This is a genomic window from Frankia sp. AvcI1 (assembly GCF_001420875.1).
GTDB lineage: Bacteria > Actinomycetota > Actinomycetes > Frankiales > Frankiaceae > Frankia > Frankia alni.
In genome coordinates this window covers 101,931-120,275 of the sequence record NZ_LJFZ01000025.1, presented here as the reverse complement: position 1 = coordinate 120,275, position 18,345 = coordinate 101,931, and the positions used below count along the sequence as shown (strand labels likewise).

The window sequence follows — 18,345 nt, the reverse complement described above, 5'->3', positions numbered from 1 at the left end:
ACGACATCAGCCTCGGCCGCGACGCGGACGGGACCGTCACCGCGCGGACCGTCGACGGCCGCGTCCTCGTCGCAGCACCACCGGTCCTGCCCGGGTCCGAGCCGGCGGGGATCCTCGCCCGCGCGACCCGCCACGTCGACCCCACCGCGATCCACACCCGCGACGGAGGACGCCTCCGCCGCGGTCGCCTCGTGGGGAGGTGACCGCGGCCGGAAGGCGTCAGGGTCAGGAACGCGGGCTGGCCGTGGGTGGGGAGAGCGGGCCCGGGGCGTCGCCGAGGGCAGCGGCGGGCGGCACTCCCAGCAGAGAACGCAGCCGCCGCGTCGTGGCCTCCAGCTCCGCGGCCGGGCAGACCGCCAGCACGTACCGGTCTGGGCGCAGGATGATGATCTCGTCGGCAGGGCGGCCCAGGCGCAGGTCGCGGAAGGCACCGTCGATGTCGCGCACCAGCAGCGATCCGGTCGCCGGCTCGGCGTTCGCGGTGGCGGCGGTCGCCGTCGCGGTGGCGGCGCTGTCCTCCGCGGCCGCGCCGCGCCGCGCGGTGCGGGCCGGGTCGACCCGGATGGTCAGCGCGCCCAGCGCCTGCCAGAACGCCAGACCCTCCGCGGACAGCGCCGCGGCCGGGTCGCGCCCGAGGCCGATGACGGCGAACGACGGCCCGACGACGTCGTCGAGCTTCATCCGCAGCCGGTCGGCGGTCTCCACCGACGGCTGGCCGAACATCCGGCCCACCGGGGAGCCCTTGTCCGGGGCGGCCGGAGCCAGGACCGCGCCCTCGGTGTAGCGGGGCAGTGGCTTGTACTTCATCTGCAGGATGTAGTCCCGCGCCCCCGGGATGCGCTGGACGCCGACGAAGAACGCGTCGCGGACCCGCTCGGTGAGCCGGTTGCGCGGCTCGTACATCGCGCCGACCCGGGTGGCGAAGGAGACCATGGTCTCGGCGTGGGCGCGCCGCTCGGCGTCGTAGCTGTCGAGGAGGCGTTCGTCGGCGCGGCCGGCGAGGACCGCGGCGAGCTTCCAGCCGAGGTTCGTCGCGTCCCGGATCCCGGAGTTCATCCCCTGGCCGAAGAACGGCGGCTGCAGGTGGGCGGCGTCGCCGGCGAGGAACACGGGGCCGACCCGGAAGGTCGTGGCGATGCGGGAGTGGTGCCAGTAGATCCGCCGCCGGGAGATCCGCGGCATCGGCGTGTCCCGGTAGTGCTTGGCGAGCAGGCCCATGACGACCTCGTCGGTGACCATCCGCTCGTCGGTCTCGTCGGGCAGCAGCTTGAACTCGAAGCGGCGGTGCCCGTAGGGCAGCGGGATCGTCATCGACGGGCGGACCGGGTCGCAGTGCACCGCCGAGTAGGGCGCGTCGAGCTGGTCGTCGGAGACGTCGACCACCAGCCACTTCGACGGGTTCGTTTCGCCGACGAGCTCGACGCCGACGCTGCGGCGCACGAAGCTGCGCCCGCCGTCGGCGCCGACGAGGTAGCGGGCGGTGACGGTGACGTCCTCACCGCCACGCGTGCCGGTGAGCACCACGCCGTCGGCGGTGCGCTCCAGCCCGGTCACCTCCGTGTCGGCGTACAGCCGCACGCCGGGGAAGCGGTCGAGCCCGCGGCGCAGCGTCGCCTCCATCAGCGGCTGGAAGAACAGGTTGCGCCGCGGCCAGCCGAACGGCTGCCCGCTCGGCCCCANGTGCGCGAGGACCTTGCCCTGCGAGTTGTGGTAGCGGATCGGGGCGTTCTGGATGCAGTCGGCGAGCACCTCGTGGACCAGGCCGACGGTCTGGAACGTCCTTAACGACTCGTCGTCCACGGCGACGGCCCGCGGATAGTCGATGACCCCGGACTCCCGGTCGAGCACGACGGTGCTGACCCCGTAGGTGCCCAGCAGGTTGGCGAGCGTCACCCCGCACGGTCCCGCGCCGACGATCGCCACATCGGCCGATTCGCTGATCATTACCGTCTCCTCGTTCCCGCCCGGCTTGGTCGCTGTCCTGCGGTGTGTGTCCTGTGCTTGTCCTGCCGCCCGCCGTGGCCCTGGTACTGCAACGGTGCTAGTCGGCCAGGACGGAGATGGCCTGCTGGGGGCAGGCGGCGACGCCGCGGCGGGCGTCGTCCTCGGCGCCCGCGGGCACGGCGACGTCGCCGTTGAGCGCGGTGAAGCCGTCGTCGTCGAGCGGGTAGAGCTCCGGGTTCACCAGGTAGCACTGGCCGTGCCCGGAGCACTCCTGCTGCTCCATGTGGATACGCATGTGGTGGTCGTCCTCGTGGGCTGGGGTGGGAGTCGGCTGGGGTGGGAGTCGGCTGGGGTGGGAGTCGGCTGGGCGTCGAGCCGGTCAGCGGAAGCGGGGCTTGCGCTTCACGTTCTGCGGAACGGGGCTGCCGCCGCGGTTGCCGCGCTGGGTGTAAGACAGCCCGGCCCGCTGGGCCAGCGACGGGGTCATGTCCAGGGACTCCCAGATGGCGCGGATGGTGCCCTGGATGGCCTCCGGGCGGCGCGCGGCGATCTCGGCGGCGAGTTCCGCGGCCCGCGGCCAGAGCTGCTCGCGGGATACCACCTCGGTGACGATACCCAGTCGCAGTGCCGTCTCGGCGGTGATCCGCTCGTCGTTGCCCAGCAGCGCCCAGCGCAGCACGTCGCCCAGGGGGATGTTGCGGGCGAGCATCCCGAGCGGCTCCAGCGCGGAGACGAGACCGCCGTTGGCGTGCGGGTCGAAGAAGGTGGCGTCCTCGGAGCAGATGATGATGTCCGACTCGTTGAGGAAGTACATGGCGCCGCCGGCGGCGATACCGTGCACCGCGGTGATCACCGGCTTCCAGACGAACTGCTTGCGCGGGCCGAGGCGGACCCCGGGGTCCTCCTGGTTCCACTGGTTCTGGTCGTTCCACCAGGGGCCCTCCTGGATGTCCAGCCCCGTGCAGAACGCGCGCTCGCCGGCGGCGCGCAGGACGGCGACGCGCACGTCGTCGTCGTCGCGGACCTCGTGCCAGACCGCCTCCATCTCCAGCGTCATCGTCTCCGTGAAGGAGTTGAGTCGCTCGGGGCGGTTGAGGGTGATGGTCGCGACGTGGTCGTCGACCTCGTACAGGACGGTCGTGAGGTCCTTGAGCGGCATGAATGATCCTCGGGAGTGGGCGAGCCGGCTGGGCTGGACGGTGGGGGAGTGGGTCAGGGATCAGGGGCNNGCGTCCCCGGCGCCGGCGCCCGCCTTCAGCTCGGCCACGACCTCGTCGACGGTGGTGATCCTCGTGACCATGGCCAGGAAGTTGTCGAGCATGAACCGGTGGGTCTCGGCGGAGGCGCCCGCGGTGGCGTCCTCGGGCAGCACCACGTGGTAGCCGCGGTTGACCGCCTCCAGCGCGAGCCCCGGGATCGCGACGTTCGTCGACACGCCGGCGACGACCAGGACGCGGGTGTCGGTCAGCCGCAGCATCGCGTCGAGGTCGGTGCCGTAGAAGGCGGTGAGCCCCGTCGCGCGGCTGCTGACCAGGTCGCCCTCGCGCGGGGTCGCGGGCTCGGGGACCTCGACGTCCACGCTGCCGGCGATCATCGTCCGGCGCTTGATGGCCATCGCGGACAGCGCCGAGTTCGCGCGCAGGCCGACCAGGTCGGGCCGGTGCTCGATGATGGCGTGCACCACCGGCAGGCCGGCGGCGCGGAACGCCTCCGCGAGCACGCCGATGCGGGCGCCGACGTCCCGCGACGCGGCCTGCTCGGCGAGCGCGGGCAGCCGGCTCACCGCCGGATCCACGATGCCGCGCTGGAACTCGCTGATGACCAGCGCCGGCCGGCCGATGATGAGCATGCTGATCGTCCTTAGGTGGTCAGACGCCGATGCGCCGGCGCAGGTCGGGCAGGGCGACCTTGCCCATCGCGTTGCGCGGCAGCGCCTCGACGATCTCGAGCCGCTCCGGGAGCTTGCGCTTGTTCAGGCCGCCGGCGAGCAGGTGCTCGCAGAGCTGGGACAGCGTCGGCGGCGTGGCGGCGTCCGCGGGCACGACCACGGCGCAGACCCGTTCGCCCGTCACCGGATCCGGCACGCCGAGCACGGCCACGTCGGCGACTGCGGGGTGGGCGGCCAGCGGCTCGGCGACCTCCCGGGCGGAGATGTTCTCCATGTTCCGGATGATCACCTCCTTGAGTCGGCCGGTGACGGTGAGGTAGGACCGCTCGTCGACGAAACCGAGGTCGCCGGTGCGGAAGAAGCCGTCGGCGTCGAACGCGTCGGNGTCGAGGGCGGCGTCGACGTAGCCGAGCATGAGCTGCGGGNCGCGGACCCGGATCTCCCCGGACTCCCCGGGGTCGGCACGCGATCCGTCGGGGCGTACGACGACGACCTCGGCGCCCTCGCCGGGCGGACCCTCGGTGCTCGCGTGGTCGGCGTCGGCGTCGTCCGCCCGCCCCCAGCAGACGTACGGGCATTCGGTCATCCCGTAGCCGGAGACGACGCCCACCCCGCCGAGGGCGTCGCGGACTTCGGCATGCAGGCTCGCCGGACGCGGGGAGCCGCCGCAGAGGAACACCCGCGCCCGCGGGAACAGCCGCGCGTGCGGGGCGGCGGCCTGGCGGGCCAGGTAGGCCCGGATGAACGGCACCCCGGACCCGACGATCGTCACGCCGTGGGCGGCGAGCAGGTCCGGGGTGCTCGCCGGGTCGAACACCTCGGCGGTCACCAGCGAACTGCCGCAGCGCAGCGCCGTGAGCAGGTGGGCAAGCCCGCCGATGTGGGCGATCGGCGCCAGCACCGCGACCCGGTCGTCGGCCGTGACCGCCAGCGCGTCGCTGAACGTGGTGGACGCGGCGAGCAGCGCCCGGTCGGTGTGCCGGGCGCCCTTGGGGGCCGAGGTGGTGCCCGAGGTGTAGAGCAGCCAGCGCACCGGCGCCGCCGCCAACGGCCCGGACCCGTCGGCCGAGTCTGGCGAATCAGGGGGGAGGCCGGCGGGGTCGGCGTCGGCCAGCTCGGCCGCGTCGGCCACGTCGAGGCCGGGCACCTCGGCGGCGACGGCGCGGGCCATGGCGAGGTGGTCGAACCCGCGGAAGCTCGCCGCGACGACGAGCAGCCGAGCGCCGGCCTGCCGGGTGATGAACCCGACCTCGCGCTCGCGCAGCATCGTCACCAGCGGGTTCTGGACCGCGCCCAGCCGGCTGAGCGCCGCGGCGAGGACCATCGTCGAGATCCGGTTCGGCAGCTGCCAGGACACGACGTCGTCGCGGCCGACGCCGCGCGCCGCGAGCCCCGCGGCGAGCCGCTCGGCCCGGTCGCGGAACTGCGCGAACGTGACCCGATCCCCGCCCGCGTCCACCGCGAGCGGGGCGTCGGGGGTCAGCGCCGCCCGCGTGCGGGCGAGCTCCCAGAGCGACGCCACTCCCGGCGCCGGGCTCACGGGGATTCGGGCGCGGCGAGTTCCGCCCGTAGCTCCCGCTTGAGGATCTTGCCGGCCGGACCGAGGGGCATCTGGGCGCGGAACGCGTAGCCGCGCGGCTGCTTGTAGCCGGCGAGCTGCTCGCGGGACAGCGTGCGCAGCTGCTCCTCCAGGTTCTCGGTGGTGATGTCGCCCTTGGGCACCACGACCGCGATCGGGGTCTCGCCCCACTCCGGGTGCGGGACGCCGACGACGGCCACCAGGTCGACGTTCGGGTGCGCGCCGAGCACCCGCTCGATCTCGGCCGGGTAGACGTTGAACCCACCGGAGATGATCATGTCGGTCTTGCGGCCGGCGATGTGCAGGTAGCCGCGCTCGTCGAGGCGGCCCAGGTCACCGGTCCACAGTCCGTCGGGCCGGAAGGTCTCGGCGTTGGCCTCGGGCCGGTTCCAGTAGCCGCGGGCGACCGAGTCGGCCCTGACGACGATCTCGCCGACCTCGCCCCGGGGCAGCTCCGCGCCGTCGTCGCCGACGATGCGAATCTTCGCGTGCGGGGTCTCCTTGCCGCACGAGCTGCGCAGCGCGTCGTCCCCGGCGAAGATCGCCCGGTGATCCTCGGGGGTGAGGATCGTGACCTGCCCGCCGGCCTCGGTGGAGCCGTAGCGCTGCTGCAGGTCGCAGCCGAGCTTGCGGGCGGCCTCCTCGGCGAGGCCGGGCGGGGCGGGCGCCGAGCCGTAGCTGATCCGGCGCAGGCTGGACACGTCGATGCCGGGCCGGGCGTCGAGCTCGCGCAGCGTGCGGATCAGCATGGTGGGGATGAACGTGGTCATCGTGACCTTCCACCGCTCGATCGTCTCCAGCACGGCGACGGGGTCGAAGCGGGGATGGATGACCATCGTCTGGCCCAGGTACAGCCACGACAGCGTCCGGATCATCCCACCCGCGGTGAAGAACGGGGTGGTCGCCAGGAACACGTCGTCGTGGNGGGACTCGGTGGAGATCGTCGTGTCGAGCACCTGGGCGAGCAGGGTCCGGTGCTCGTGCACCACGGCCTTGGGACGACCGGTCGTCCCACTGGTGTAGAGCAGCAGGTGGATGTCGCTGTCGGTGAGGTCCGCCGGGGTGGGGTCGGTGTCGCGGCCGGCGGCGAGCGCCTTGGCGTAGTTCACGCCGACGGAGTCCCCGCCGATCTCGATGACGGTGTCGAGGGCGGCCAACGGCGCCCCCGGCCCGTCGACGTGGTCGGTGTGCACGATGGCCGCCCGGGCCCCGCTGTCGGACAGGACGTAGTCGACCTCCGGCCCGGAGAGCCGGATGTTGATCGGCACGAGCACCAGGCCCGCCTTGGCGAGCCCGTAGGTGATCTCCGGCCACTCCGGGGTGTTGCGCGCGCAGACGGCGACCCGGTCGCCCTTGGCCAGNCCCCGCCCGAGCAGGTAGGTGGCGATGCGGTTGGCGCGCTGGTCCAGCGACCGCCAGGACAGCTCCTCGTCCTCGTACACCACCGCGGCCTTGTCGGGGTAGCGGCGGGCATTGCGCCGGGCTATGTCGCCGATCAGCATCGTTCCTCGCAACTCGGGCGGGCGGAGCCGACCGGCGCCGACGCGAGGTCGGGCCGGGGGCGCCGGAATTCGGATCAGGAAGGGCGGCCCGGGATCGAACGGGCCGCCTCAGATCAGGGCGGGCCGCCCCAGATCAGGGCGGGCCGCCCCAGATCAAGGCGGGCCGCCTCAGATCAGGAAGGACATCGTGGAGACGGGGCCGCCGGCGTTGACCAGGTGGACGGTCTTCGCGGCCAGCTTGAGGTCCCCGCCCCGCGCCCGGATCCGGTACTCGTAGCGGCCGGCCCAGACGGTCAGGTCGAACCGGTACTCGTAGATCACGAAGTTGCCGGCCACGGTCGTCGTGTCGGCGTCCTGGGCGACGACCTCCAGGTTCGTGATCAGCCGNCGCAGCACCGACGGCGGGGTCTGCGAGTGCCGGTTGCCGGAGTTGAGCTGCGCGACCCGGCTGCGGATCCGGCGGCGGTTGTCGTAGATGTAGGAGACGTTGACCTTCGGGTCGTGGTCGGGGTGCATCGGCACCCAGTACTTGGCGTCGTCGTCCCACAGCGCCTCCCACTCCGAGTACCGCGCCTCGTCGGCGAGGCGGGCCTCGGTGTAGATGAAGGAGGCCAGAGCGGGGTCGACACCGGCGGCGGGCACGGCGCCGGCGGGCGCCGCGGCAGCGGCACCGATGCTGGTGAGGTCGGACATGGTGGGCGGGCTCCCTGTTGCGATGACGGACGGCTGCCTGGGGCGGTCGACGCCCCGCTCAGGCGTCGGGGGCGGCGGCGGTGGTCCCGGTGAGCACCTGCGACCAGTGCTTCCACCAGCCGCGCTGCGGCGTCTCCGCCGACTTGTCGTGGTTGACGATGCCGGTCTCGTCGGTGATGTCGGACTCCTCGCCGCGGCGCAGCACGACCCACTCGGGCGAGCCCGCCGCGAGGCCGAGCTGGTTGCGGGCGCCGATCTCGCCGTCGTCGGCGATGAGGAACCCGGNCGGCCCCATGGCACCCTCGCTGCGGCGCAGGGTCTTCTCGTTGACCTCGTCCGCGCCGGGGATGAGGGCGGGCGTGGTGTAGGCGATCGCCCGGCCCGGACCCAGCGGCTCCACCGTCATGATGTTCATCTCGGCGAGGAACAGGTTCGGGAAGATCAGCGTGTGCGGGGGGCCGACGACGAACGCCCGGTGGGTGTCCGCCGGCCCGCGCGCCTCCTCCATGGCGGCCACGTACTGCGGCAGCTTCTCGCGGCGGATCCGGCCGAACCAGATGAACTCCTCGTCGAGGCGGGTGTACTCCTTGGCGTAGTCGATCTCGGAGTGGCCGTTGCCGAGGTCGCGGACGTACACCTCGACCTTGGACGGGACGTGGGAGACCTTCGCCGGCTTCACCGCGTCGTACACGGAGGCGTGGGTGAACAGCGCGTGGTAGCCGTCCACGTTGTTCTCCATGACCATCTTCCAGTTGCAGCGCATGTCGTGCTTCATCCAGCCGGCGCGCAGGTTCAGCTCGCCGGTGGGGGACAGCGCCAGCAGCCGGTCGAGGGCGACCGTGGAGTTGCCGAGGTGCTCGCGCAGGGTGATCGCCGGCGGGTTCAGTGAGGCGAAGACGAAGCCGCCGTAGCTGTCGACGGCCGAGGCCGGCGCGAGCCCCATCGCGTCGCGCACCGCGTGGAAGCTCGAGCCGTAGCCGTCGCGCATCGGCACGCCGGTGAGGTGGCCGTCGTTGCTGAACGTCCAGCCGTGGTAGGGGCAGCGGAACGACGAGCTGTTGCCGGCGTCGGCGTTGCACAGCCGATTACCGCGGTGCGTGCAGCGGTTGGCCAGGACCCGGACCTCGCCGTCCTTGCCCCGCACGACGATCCACGGCTCGCCGGCGATGCNGCGGGTGACGTAGTCGCCGGGCTCGGGGACCTCGCTGTCGTGGGCGACGAACACCCAGCCGTTGCGGAAGATCCGGTCCATCTCCTGGTCGTACACCTCCTGGGAGGTGTAGACGGAACCGTGGACGCGGTCAGGTTCGACGAGCGCGGCGACGTCCACCTTGCCGACCTGCGCCGACGTGTCCAACTCGGTCATTGTGAGACCTCCGTCTCTGATGGAACTGGTGCGGGGGCGGTGCCGGTTGCCCTGGGCGAGTCGGGGGTGGCGGCGTCGGTGGGTGCGGTGGGTGCGGAGGGTTCGGTGGTACTGAGGGCTGCGGTGGTACTGAGGGCTGCGGCGGGTACCGCCACCCCGCCGACGACCCGAAAGCCGACGGTGACGGGCCGGCCGATCGCGGGCGCGGACCCGGTGGCGGTGAGCGTGGTCATGATCAGTCGATGCCCGCTGGTGAGCTCGACATCCACGACGGGGTAGGGCTCGGTGACCCGGACCAGGCCCGGCTCGCGCCGGTGCACGAGGGTCACCGCATGCACGGTGCCGGCGCGCTCGACCGGGCGCCAGCGGATGTCGGTGGCACCACAGCCGTCGCAGGCCCGCTGCTCCAGCTCGAGGGCCAGCCCGCAGTCCGCGCAGAACGGCAGCGTCAGTTCGCCCGCGGCGGCGCCGGCGTAGAGCGGCGCGAGCGACCCGTCGGCCAGCGGCGCCAGCGCCGCGTCGACCAGCCAGTCCTCGGCGTCCGGCGCGTCCGGCGCATCCGGCGCGGCGAGCGCGGCGGGGATGGCGGCGTCGGTGTTCGGGCTCATCGGGACGGCTCCAGGTCGAGGATCAGGCAGGCGTGGTGGTCGACCCGGCCGCCGATGCCGCCGACGAGGGCCGTGCTCGCCCCGGGCACCTGGCGTGCCCCGCCGGTGCCGCGCAGCTGCACCACGGCCTCGGCCAGCGGCGTCATCCCCTGCAGGTAGAACCCGGAGAGCTGGCCGCCGCCGGTGTTGACCGGCAGGTCGCCGCCGGGGGCGGTCGCGCCGGAGCGGACCACCTTGCCCGCCTGCCCGGGCTCGACCAGGCCGTACTCCTCCAGCAGCAGCAGGGTCACCACGCTGAACGGGTCGTAGAGCTCGACGACGTCGAGGTCGGCGCGGGTGAGCCCGGCCATGGCCAGTGCGCCGTCGACGGCGGCCCGACCGCCGCCGAACCAGGACTCGCCCGGGGCGCGCCGCCGGCGCATCGGGTGGGCCTGGCCCATCCCGCGCACGTGGATGCGCGGGGCCGGGCCGGGCGTGGCCTCGCCGCTGACGACGAGGGCGACCGCGCCGTTGACCGGCCGGGCGCAGTCGAGCACGCGCAACGGGGTGGAGATCATGCGGCTGGCGAAGTAGCCCTCGGCGTCCAGCGGCTTGCGCACCACCGCGTCGGGGTTGCCCAGCGCCCACGCACGGGTCGACACGGCCACGGCGCACAGGTCCTCGGGGTCGCCGCCGGACACCGCGAAGTAGCGCGAGGCGAGCAGAGCGTAGGTGGGAACCGAGCCGAGCACGCCGCTGGCCCGCTCCAGCCCGCGCGCCCCGTCGCTGCCGCCGCTGTGGGCGTAGGTCGACCCGGACGTGCCGCCCGCGCGCAGCGGCGCGTCGGCGAAGACGCAGACCACGGTGCTGGCCAGGCCCGCCCGGATGGCGAGCACCGCCCGCTGGATCATCGCGACCGCGGTGGCGCCCTTGATCTCCACGTGCTCGAGCAGGCGCAGGTCGCCGAGGCCGCCCTGGCGGGCCAGCGCCACGCCCAGCCGGTCGGGGCGGACCCCCTGGCTGGAGTTGACGAGCAGGCCGTCGACGTCACGGGCGGTGAGCCCGGCGTCGGCGAGCGCACCCGCGACGGCCTCGATGGCGAGATCGACGGGCACACCGCCAGGAGAAAGCGACATGGCTGTCAGACCGAGGCCGACAACCGCGGGTTCCAGGGGCGGGGCCATCAGCTCTGGGCTCCCGGGCCCGCGAGCGCGGAGCGCCGCACGGGGNTGCGCTCGTCCCGGTAGGCGCCGACCCGCAACCAGTCCAGGCGATCCTCGGGCGCGGCCAGGCACAGGCTCGCCAGCTCGATCGGGGACAGCAGGATCGACTCGCCGGTCTCGATGTCCTCGACCAGCAGACGGGGCGAGTTTCCGCGGCGGTCCACCGAAACCCGCACGGCGGCGAACTCGTTGGCCAGCTCGGCGGACTCCAGGCCGTCGCGGCGCGGCCGGCTCACCGGTGCCCCTCTCGGGCCGGCCGCCCGCCGGTGACGGCGGCGCCGGACGGACGCGCTCCGGGGGATCTGGTGGAGGCGGGACGGTTCATGGCCCTAGGGNATACTCACTGTCAGAAACGGTGCTGGACTCACGCTCGATCCCGCCGCCCTCGGCCTGGGTGTCCGCCGGACCGGGTCGTGGCCCCGCTGCGGGANCCTGCCTGCCCGCCGAGGACAAGCGTTCCCGTCGACCCCGAGGGATGGATCATGGCTGCTCCCCCGCCCGCCCAGCTCACCCACGTCGGTCTGTACGTCAACGACGTCGACCGCATGGTCAACTTCTACTCGGAGCTGCTCGGCCTGCTCGTCATCGACCAGGGCGACTTTCTGGGCCGCCGGCTGACCTTCCTCAGCCGCCGCGTNGGCGAGCACCACCAGCTCGTGCTCGTCTCCGGCCGCAAGGTCCCCGAGGGTGAGATCGCGCTGCTCAGCCAGGTCTCCTTCCGCCTCACCGACGACGACCTNACCTCGCTGCGCTGGTTCCACGACAAGGCCCTGGAACTCGGCGCGACCGGCATGGAGGGTCGTAACCACGGCAACAGTTGGAGCATCTACTTCCTGGACCCGGAAGGGAACCGGTTGGAGCTCTACACCCCGACGCCGTGGTATGTCAGCCAGCCCTGGCGGGTGGCGCTGGACCTGGCCGACACCGACGAGGTGATCCGGGAGAAGACCCAGGCCCTCATCGAGGAGACGGCGACCTGGTCGCCCGTGGAGACGTGGAACGCGTCGGTGGCGGAGCGTCTGCGCGCCGCCGAGAACGACTGACCGCCCGCACCAGGGCCGCCCGCACCAGGGCCGCCCACGCCGAGGCCGCGCGCGACCCCGCCACCGGCCCGGCCCATGGCGGCGGGGTCGTCCCGCCGCCGACCGGCCGGCCCGCTCTGGCCGCGCCCGCACGCCAGGGGGCGTCCGCGCCCGACGAGTCATCCCGACCCGACCAACGAGGATCGTGAGCAGCGCATGACCGACGAGGTCCCGTACCGCAGCATCTGGACGTACCTGCGGGACGTGCCGTTCCGCCAGGACTGGATCGACATCGACGGGGTGTCCACCCGCTACGTCGAGGCCGGTTCCCCCGACGCCCCGGCCGTGCTCATGCTGCACGGCACCGGGGGGCACTGGGAGACCTTCGCGCCGACCATCGGCCCGCTGAGCAAGCATTTCCGCTNCATCGCGGTGGACATGGTCGGCAACGGCTTCTCCAGCAAGCCGGACTACGACTACGAGATCGCCGTCTACGAGCGCCACCTGCTGGGCCTTCTCGACGCGCTCGGCGTGCAGACCACCTACATCATCGGCATGTCGCTGGGCGCATGGGTCGCNGCCCGGCTCGCCATCGACGAGCCGGACCGGGTCCGCAAGCTGATCCTGATGTCGCCCGCGGGCCTCATCGCGACCGCGTCGAACATGGCCCGCATCCGGGCCGAGCGCACCGCCGCCGTGGACAACCCCACCTGGGAGTCCACCAAGGCGATGTTCAACCACCTGATCGCCGACGAGGCCAACCGGCTGCCCGACGTCATCGCCCTGCGCCAGGCGATCTACCGGCTGCCGGAGACGCGCAAGGTCATCGATCATGTGCTGATCCTGCAGGACCCCGACGCCCGCGAGCGCAACCTCATCCCGCCGGACCAGTGGTCGCGCATNGCCGCCCCGACGCTCGTCGTCGCCTCCGGCAAGGACTTCGGCGAGTACCAGAACACCGCCCGCCAGGTCGCCCGGCTGATCCCGGACTCGCGGGTCCTGGAGATGCCCGAGGTCAAGCACTGGCCGCACTTCGAGGACCCGGAGCTGTTCAACCCGGCGGCGCTGGCGTTCCTGCTGGGCGGGCAGAAGGAGTCCGAGAACGCATGACGCTCGATCCCGAACTCGTCGAGGACNCCGCCGCGCGCCTCGACGAGGCCGAGCGCACGCTGACCCCGATCCCGCAGCTGTCCCNGCAGTACCCGGACATGACGATCGAGGACGCCTACGCCGTCCAGCGCGCCTGGACCGAACGCAAGCTGGCCGCCGGCCGCGAGCTGCGCGGGCGCAAGATCGGCCTGACGTCGCGGGCGATGCAGCAGGCCGTCTCGATCACCGAGCCGGACTACGGCGCGATCTACGACGACATGTTCTTCGACGACTCCGGGGTCGTGCCCGCGGGGCGGTTCATCCGCCCGCGGGTCGAGGTCGAGCTCGCCTTCGTGCTCGCCGAGCCACTGTCCGGTCCGGGGGTCACGATCTACGACGTGCTCGACGCCACCCGCTACGTGACTCCGGCGCTGGAGATCCTCGACGCCCGGGTGCAGATGAGCGACCCGGCGACCGGGCACCTGCGCACCATCGTCGACACCATCTCCGACAACGCCGCCGACGCGGGGCTGGTGCTCGGTGGGCGTGCCGTGCGTCCCGACGAGGTGGACCTGCGCTGGGTGTCGGCGCTGCTGTACCGCAACGAGACGATCGAGGAGTCCGGGGTCGCCGCGGCGGTGCTGAACCATCCGGCGAACGGCGTCGCGTGGCTGGCCAACAAGCTCGCCCCGTACAAGGTGGGTCTCGACCCGGGCCAGGTGATTCTGGCAGGCTCGTTCACCCGGCCGGTGTTCGCCCGCTCGGGCGACACCTTCCACGCCGACTACGGCCCGCTGGGCGCGATCACCTGCCGCTTCGCCTGAGNGGGCGGGGCGAGGAGAGGTTCTGCTGATGTGTGGAGCACTGCGATGACGGCGGCCAGCGCGGCGGGGACCGCGGGCGTGACCGGCGGCGCCTTCCGGCGCCGGCTGCGCGACCCTCGGCCGGCGATCGGCATGTGGGTGGCCACCGGCAACCCCTACAACGCCGAGATCTGCGCCGGGGGCGGCCTGGACTGGCTGCTCATCGACGGTGAGCACGCCCCGAACGACGTGCGCAGCTTCCTCGCCCAGCTGCAGGCGGTCGCGCCGTACCCGGTCGCCCCGGTCGTGCGCCCCCCGACCGACGACCCCGTGATCATCAAGCAGCTCCTCGACATCGGCGCCGAGAACCTGCTGCTGCCGATGGTGGAGTCCGCCGAGCAGGCCGCGGCGATCGTCGCGGCCACCCGCTACCCACCCGCCGGCATCCGCGGTGTCGGTAGCGCGTTCGCCCGGGTGTCCCGGTGGACCCGGGTCGAGGGCTACCTGCACCGCGCCGACGACGAGATCTGCGTGATGGTCCAGATCGAATCCGCCGCCGGGCTCGCCGAGTGCGCGGCGATCGCGGCCGTCGACGGCGTCGACGGGGTCTTCTTCGGCCCCGCGGACCTCGCCGCCTCCCTCGGGCATCTGGGCCGTCCCGACCATCCCGACGTCGTCGAGGCGATCACGTCGGCGGTCGCGGTGGTCAACGCGGCGGGCAAGGCAGCCGGGGTGAACGCGTTCGCCGAGCCGCTGGCGCGGCGCTATCTCTCCCTCGGCGTCCGGTTCATCCTGGTGGGGGCGGACGTGACCCTGCTGGCGCGCGGCAGCGAGGAGCTCGCCGCGCGCTACCGCGACGTCGCGGAGAAGAGCCACTCCACCCCACCCCCGATCTCAGGGAGCGCGACGCTGTGACCACCACGGTAACGATGCGCATCGGCGCCGAGCGGCGCGCGGGCACGACGACCTTCGACTCGATCGACCCCTACACCGGCGAAGCGTGGGCGACGGTCGCGGAGGCGAGTCGCGCCGACGTCGACGACGCGGTCGCCGCCGCGCGGGCCGCTTTCGACGGCGGGGAGTGGAGCAAGCTGTCGGGCCGGGAACGGGGCCGCCTGATGCGCCGCCTCGCGGCCGTCATCGAGGAGCACGCCGACGAGCTCGGCCTCGCCGAGACCCGCGACAACGGCAAGCTGCTGCGGGAGATGGGCGGGCAGGTCCGCAGCCTTTCCGCCTGGTACGAGTACTACGCGGGCCTGGCCGACAAGATCGACGGCCGGGTGGTCGACACCGGCCGCCCGGACTACTTCGGCTTCGTCACCCGCGAGCCGATCGGTGTCGTCGGCGCGGTCCTGCCGTGGAACTCCCCGCTGCTGCTGCTCACCTTCAAGATCGCTCCTGCGTTGGCGGCGGGCTGCACGATCGTCGCGAAGCCGTCCGAGCAGGCCCCGGTGTCGATCCTGAAGTTCGCAGACCTGTTCGAGGAGGCCGGGTTCCCGCCGGGCGTGTTCAACACCGTCAGCGGCGCCTCCCGCGAGGTGGGGGAGTGGCTTGTCGGCCATCCGGGCGTCGACCGGGTGTCGTTCACCGGCTCGGAGATCACCGGGGCGGCGGTGGCCGCCGCGGCGGCGAAGCACCTGGCCCCGGTCACCCTCGAGCTCGGCGGCAAGTCGGCGAACATCGTCTTCCCCGACGCGGACCTGGCCGCCGCGTCCAACGGGCTGATCGCCGGCATCTTCGCCGCCGCCGGTCAGACCTGCATCGCGGGTTCGCGGGCGCTCGTGCACGCCGACGTCTACGAGGAGGTCGTCGCCCGGGTGGCCGAGCGGGCCGCCCGGATCCGTCTCGGGGACCCGAAGGACCCCGAGACCGAGATGGGCCCGATCTGCTTCCCCGGCCAGCACGAGAAGATCCGCCGGTTCGTGGCACAGGCCAAGGAGCAGGGCGCCGACATCGTCGGAGGTGGCGGGGACGGCGGACTCGGCGGGCTGTTCTTCGAGCCGACCATCGTCGCGAACGTCACCAACGACGCCATGGTCTGCCAGGAGGAGATCTTCGGCCCGGTGCTGAGCGTGCTGCGCTTCTCCTCGGAGGAAGAGGCGATCGCGATCGCCAACGACTCGCGCTACGGCCTCGCCGCCNGCATCTGGACCGCCGACATCCGCCGCGCCTTCCGGATGACCAAGGCGCTGCGGGTCGGCACCGTGTGGGTCAACGCCTACCGGACGCTGAACTACGCGATGCCCTTCGGGGGTATCAAGAGCAGCGGGTTCGGCCGCGAGAACGGCACCGAGGGACTGCACGAGTACCTGCAGGAGAAGGCCGTCTGGATCGAGACGACGGGTGCCACCCGCGACCCGTTCGTCCTCGGCTGAGAGGCGTTCGCAGTGACCGAGACCCCCGACCCCACCGCGCTGCCCGATGCAGCGGCCGTTCCGGCACCGAGGCGGGCCGCGTCGCCGGCGGGTGGCCTGGCGGCCGGCAAGCCCCTGGCGGGAATCACCGTCGTCTCCATCGAGCAGGCCGTGGCGGCCCCGTTCGCGACTCGCCAGCTCGCCGATCTCGGGGCACGGGTGATCAAGATCGAACGGCCGGGCGCGGGGGACTTCGCGCGCGGCTATGACGAGACCGTCAAGGGTCTGGCCAGCTACTTCGTCTGGTTGAATCGGGCGAAGGAGTCGCTGACCCTCGACCTCAAGCACCCCGAGGCCCGTGAGGTGCTGGCCAGCCTGCTGGCCGGCGCCGACGTCTTCGTGCAGAACCTCGCCCCCGGCGCCGCGGCCCGCCTCGGCCTGGACGCGGCGACACTGCGGGCCCGCGATCCGCGGATGATCGTCTGTGACGTCTCCGGCTACGGCTCGGCAGGCCCGCTGCGCGACAAGAAGGCCTACGACCTGCTGATCCAGTGCGAGACCGGACTGTTGTCGGTCACCGGTGCGCCCGACGCACCGGCCAAGGTCGGTATCTCCGTGGCCGACATCTCCGCCGGCATGTACGCCTACACCGCCGTCCTCACCGCGTTGTTCATGCGGGAGCGCACAGGAGAGGGCGCCGCGCTCGAGGTGTCGCTGTTCGACTCGCTCACCGAGTGGATGGCTCAGCCGATGTACTACGCCATGTACACCGGTGTCCCCCCGGCCCGCACCGGCACCAGCCACGCCTCCATCGCCCCCTACGGCGGCTTCCGGACCGGCGACGGCGGCAGCGTGCAGCTCGGCGTGCAGAACGAGCGGGAGTGGCGGCGGTTCTGCGAGGAGGTGCTCCGCCGGCCCGAGCTGCTGGCCGACCCCCGCTACACGACGAACGCGGGCCGCGTCCGCCACCGCGATGCGCTGACCGCCGACGTCGAGGCGGCCCTGGCCGAGGTCAGCACCGAGCAGACCCTCGCCCGGCTGAACGAGGCGGGCATCGCCAACGGCCGGATCAACACCATCGGCGACCTGCTCGCCCACCCCCAGCTCGACGTGGGCGACCGCTGGCGGGAGGTGGACTCGCCGGTCGGCCCGTTGCGCGCGGTACGCCCGCCCGTCCGCATCAGCGGGGTGGACCCGGTGATGGGCCCCGTGCCCGCCGTCGGCGAGCACACCGACGCCCTGCTCGCCGAGCTCGGTTACGACCCTGCCGACACGGCTCGTCTGCGCGCCGCCGGTGCCGTCTGACCCGCCCTCGCCGTCTGACCCGCCGGTGCCGTCGTGAGTCGCTCGGCGAGCCGCACCTGTGAACGCATGCGCCGGGCAGGGACCCATCAACGCCGTCATGACGCAGTCCACGGCTGAGTCAGCGCGGTCTGACTCGTCACGCTGCCCGCTGATGTAGTCCGAGACGGACTCGGTGGCCCTTCGGCGCCGTCCGTGACCCGACAGCGCTGGTACCACCGGCGAGATGCGTCGCTGGCGTCTCCTGCAGCCCGTAGGGAGGCCCCGCGCAGGCGGCATCGTAGTGGTGCCTGGGTATGAGCAGGGCCGCCTGCGTCGAACTCGGCCTTGGTACGGATACTTGCCGTTGTGGTCGTCTGGTCCATGGCTAATTCCGCCTCACGATCTCCCGGGGTGGCGTAGCCCTTTCCTTCCGTGGGTGGAGGTGCTCTTTTCGTCGACGGGGCCTCCCCGCATCACTGGGAATTGGAGACGTTCCTGTCGCGGGGAGTTGTTCACTGCGAGTGCGCTTTCGGGCGGCGTCCCTGGGATATCGCAGCACGCTCACGCCCGCTTCGTCAAGTCCGACGGCATCGACTCTGTCGCCCTTAGCAGAATTACCTTGAAAATCAAGCGGTGGCGACGACGAGCGACACTCCTGCTCCGGCCGGCATGCGGTCTGCGTGGCCGCCAGGACGTCCATACCCANGCGCCGTGACCACGATGACGGGTCCGCACCGTCGTTGAGGATCGCACCATTCGGCGGGTCGCGCCAGCTCGCAGCCCTCCGCGATCACGGCTCAGTGCATGGGGTTCCCCCTCTCCCGAGCCGGTCGGGTCCAGGCCGGTTGCCGGGGATCCCGCCGGGCCGGAGGAGCCGCACGCCGGTCCGGCAGGCAGGCTACACGAGCCCGTCTAGGTGTCCGTCTAGGTTGTGTCACCACGCCGGTCCTCGGCGCGAACATTCCTCAAGATGATTACGCATCCGAACATGTGTTCGACATCCGGCTGGTG

15 protein-coding genes and 16 pseudogenes are annotated in these 18,345 nt (G+C 72.5%); 14 read left to right on the top strand and 17 right to left on the bottom strand.

What is annotated here, in order from left to right:
* Positions 1-203, top strand: a pseudogene (locus tag UK94_RS62700) (HNH endonuclease); the annotation flags it as partial.
* A gap of 22 nt (positions 204-225) precedes the next feature.
* Here UK94_RS62700 and UK94_RS22935 read toward each other — a convergent pair.
* The 17 genes and pseudogenes from UK94_RS22935 to UK94_RS22890 form a co-directional block, all read right to left on the bottom strand.
* Positions 226-1,679 (bottom strand): annotated as a pseudogene (locus UK94_RS22935) (bifunctional 3-(3-hydroxy-phenyl)propionate/3-hydroxycinnamic acid hydroxylase); the annotation flags it as partial.
* Between the two features lies 1 nt (position 1,680).
* Positions 1,681-1,944, bottom strand: a 264-nt coding sequence (locus UK94_RS62695) for an FAD-dependent monooxygenase (protein WP_235489322.1), incomplete at its 3' end; no start/stop codon positions are given.
* Between the two features lie 97 nt (positions 1,945-2,041).
* Positions 2,042-2,239, bottom strand: a complete 198-nt coding sequence (locus tag UK94_RS22930; RefSeq protein ID WP_011604543.1) for a ferredoxin — start codon at positions 2,237-2,239, stop codon at positions 2,042-2,044.
* Between the two features lie 84 nt (positions 2,240-2,323).
* The gene (locus UK94_RS22925; protein WP_055751462.1) at positions 2,324-3,103 is read right to left on the bottom strand and encodes an enoyl-CoA hydratase/isomerase family protein; all 780 of its coding nucleotides are present in this window, start codon (positions 3,101-3,103) and stop codon (positions 2,324-2,326) included.
* Positions 3,104-3,173: 70 nt separating this feature from the next.
* Positions 3,174-3,793, bottom strand: a 620-nt coding sequence (locus UK94_RS22920; RefSeq protein ID WP_235489320.1) for a cysteine hydrolase, incomplete at its 3' end; no start/stop codon positions are given.
* 19 nt (positions 3,794-3,812) lie between these two features.
* A pseudogene (locus UK94_RS62690) lies at positions 3,813-4,216 on the bottom strand (cyclohexanecarboxylate-CoA ligase); the annotation flags it as partial.
* Positions 4,217-4,258: 42 nt separating this feature from the next.
* A partial coding sequence (locus tag UK94_RS22915) for an AMP-binding protein (RefSeq protein WP_268761568.1) occupies positions 4,259-5,354 on the bottom strand: 1,096 nt, incomplete at its 3' end.
* Positions 5,355-5,368: 14 nt separating this feature from the next.
* Positions 5,369-6,335, bottom strand: a pseudogene (locus UK94_RS62680) (AMP-binding protein); the annotation flags it as partial.
* Position 6,336: 1 nt separating this feature from the next.
* A partial coding sequence (locus UK94_RS62675; RefSeq protein WP_235489318.1) for a class I adenylate-forming enzyme family protein occupies positions 6,337-6,772 on the bottom strand: 436 nt, incomplete at its 3' end.
* A 1-nt stretch (position 6,773) separates the two neighbouring features.
* The coding region (locus UK94_RS62670) for an AMP-binding protein (protein ID WP_235489357.1) at positions 6,774-6,913 on the bottom strand (140 nt) is incomplete at its 3' end.
* Positions 6,914-7,081: 168 nt separating this feature from the next.
* Positions 7,082-7,300: pseudogene (locus tag UK94_RS62665) on the bottom strand (aromatic-ring-hydroxylating dioxygenase subunit beta); the annotation flags it as partial.
* A 1-nt stretch (position 7,301) separates the two neighbouring features.
* The coding region (locus tag UK94_RS62660) for an aromatic-ring-hydroxylating dioxygenase subunit beta (protein ID WP_313949574.1) at positions 7,302-7,606 on the bottom strand (305 nt) is incomplete at its 3' end.
* A 58-nt stretch (positions 7,607-7,664) separates the two neighbouring features.
* Positions 7,665-7,891, bottom strand: a pseudogene (locus UK94_RS74765) (ring-hydroxylating oxygenase subunit alpha); the annotation flags it as partial.
* 1 nt (position 7,892) lies between these two features.
* Positions 7,893-8,776: pseudogene (locus tag UK94_RS22900) on the bottom strand (Rieske 2Fe-2S domain-containing protein); the annotation flags it as partial.
* A gap of 1 nt (position 8,777) precedes the next feature.
* Positions 8,778-8,972 (bottom strand): annotated as a pseudogene (locus UK94_RS62655) (ring-hydroxylating oxygenase subunit alpha); the annotation flags it as partial.
* The gene (locus UK94_RS22895; protein ID WP_011604549.1) at positions 8,969-9,580 is read right to left on the bottom strand and encodes an OB-fold domain-containing protein; all 612 of its coding nucleotides are present in this window, start codon (positions 9,578-9,580) and stop codon (positions 8,969-8,971) included. The pseudogene UK94_RS62655 and the gene UK94_RS22895, both read right to left, overlap by 4 nt.
* On the bottom strand, positions 9,577-10,695 hold the full coding sequence (locus UK94_RS22890; RefSeq protein ID WP_235489313.1) for a thiolase family protein: 1,119 nt from the start codon (positions 10,693-10,695) through the stop codon (positions 9,577-9,579). The genes UK94_RS22895 and UK94_RS22890 overlap by 4 nt, the downstream gene beginning before the upstream one ends.
* A gap of 569 nt (positions 10,696-11,264) precedes the next feature.
* Between UK94_RS22890 and UK94_RS74760 the strand changes: the two are divergent.
* From UK94_RS74760 to UK94_RS22855, 13 genes and pseudogenes are all read left to right on the top strand, one after another.
* Positions 11,265-11,419 (top strand): annotated as a pseudogene (locus UK94_RS74760) (VOC family protein); the annotation flags it as partial.
* 1 nt (position 11,420) lies between these two features.
* Positions 11,421-11,521, top strand: a pseudogene (locus tag UK94_RS62645) (ring-cleaving dioxygenase); the annotation flags it as partial.
* A gap of 1 nt (position 11,522) precedes the next feature.
* Positions 11,523-11,825 (top strand): annotated as a pseudogene (locus UK94_RS74755) (ring-cleaving dioxygenase); the annotation flags it as partial.
* 75 nt (positions 11,826-11,900) lie between these two features.
* A pseudogene (locus tag UK94_RS76375) lies at positions 11,901-12,228 on the top strand (hypothetical protein); the annotation flags it as partial.
* A 1-nt stretch (position 12,229) separates the two neighbouring features.
* Positions 12,230-12,382 (top strand): annotated as a pseudogene (locus UK94_RS62625) (alpha/beta fold hydrolase); the annotation flags it as partial.
* Position 12,383: 1 nt separating this feature from the next.
* Positions 12,384-12,706: pseudogene (locus UK94_RS62620) on the top strand (alpha/beta hydrolase); the annotation flags it as partial.
* Between the two features lies 1 nt (position 12,707).
* A partial coding sequence (locus UK94_RS62615; RefSeq protein ID WP_235489311.1) for an alpha/beta hydrolase occupies positions 12,708-12,914 on the top strand: 207 nt, incomplete at its 5' end.
* A 27-nt stretch (positions 12,915-12,941) separates the two neighbouring features.
* A pseudogene (locus tag UK94_RS74750) lies at positions 12,942-12,998 on the top strand (hypothetical protein); the annotation flags it as partial.
* Position 12,999: 1 nt separating this feature from the next.
* Positions 13,000-13,717 (top strand): 2-oxo-hepta-3-ene-1,7-dioic acid hydratase (gene hpaH, locus UK94_RS22870; protein WP_235489309.1); only part of this gene is annotated, 718 nt, incomplete at its 5' end.
* A 45-nt stretch (positions 13,718-13,762) separates the two neighbouring features.
* Complete coding sequence (locus UK94_RS22865; protein WP_050997129.1) at positions 13,763-14,611, top strand: aldolase/citrate lyase family protein; 849 nt, start codon at positions 13,763-13,765, stop codon at positions 14,609-14,611.
* Between the two features lie 14 nt (positions 14,612-14,625).
* Positions 14,626-15,837, top strand: a pseudogene (locus UK94_RS22860) (aldehyde dehydrogenase family protein); the annotation flags it as partial.
* A gap of 1 nt (position 15,838) precedes the next feature.
* Positions 15,839-16,071: aldehyde dehydrogenase family protein (locus UK94_RS62605; protein WP_235489307.1), on the top strand; the 233-nt coding region annotated here is incomplete at its 5' end.
* Positions 16,072-16,083: 12 nt separating this feature from the next.
* Positions 16,084-17,355: a CaiB/BaiF CoA-transferase family protein gene (locus tag UK94_RS22855; protein ID WP_200912887.1), complete on the top strand. Its 1,272-nt coding sequence runs from the start codon at positions 16,084-16,086 to the stop codon at positions 17,353-17,355.
* The last annotated feature ends 990 nt before the right edge of the window (positions 17,356-18,345 follow it).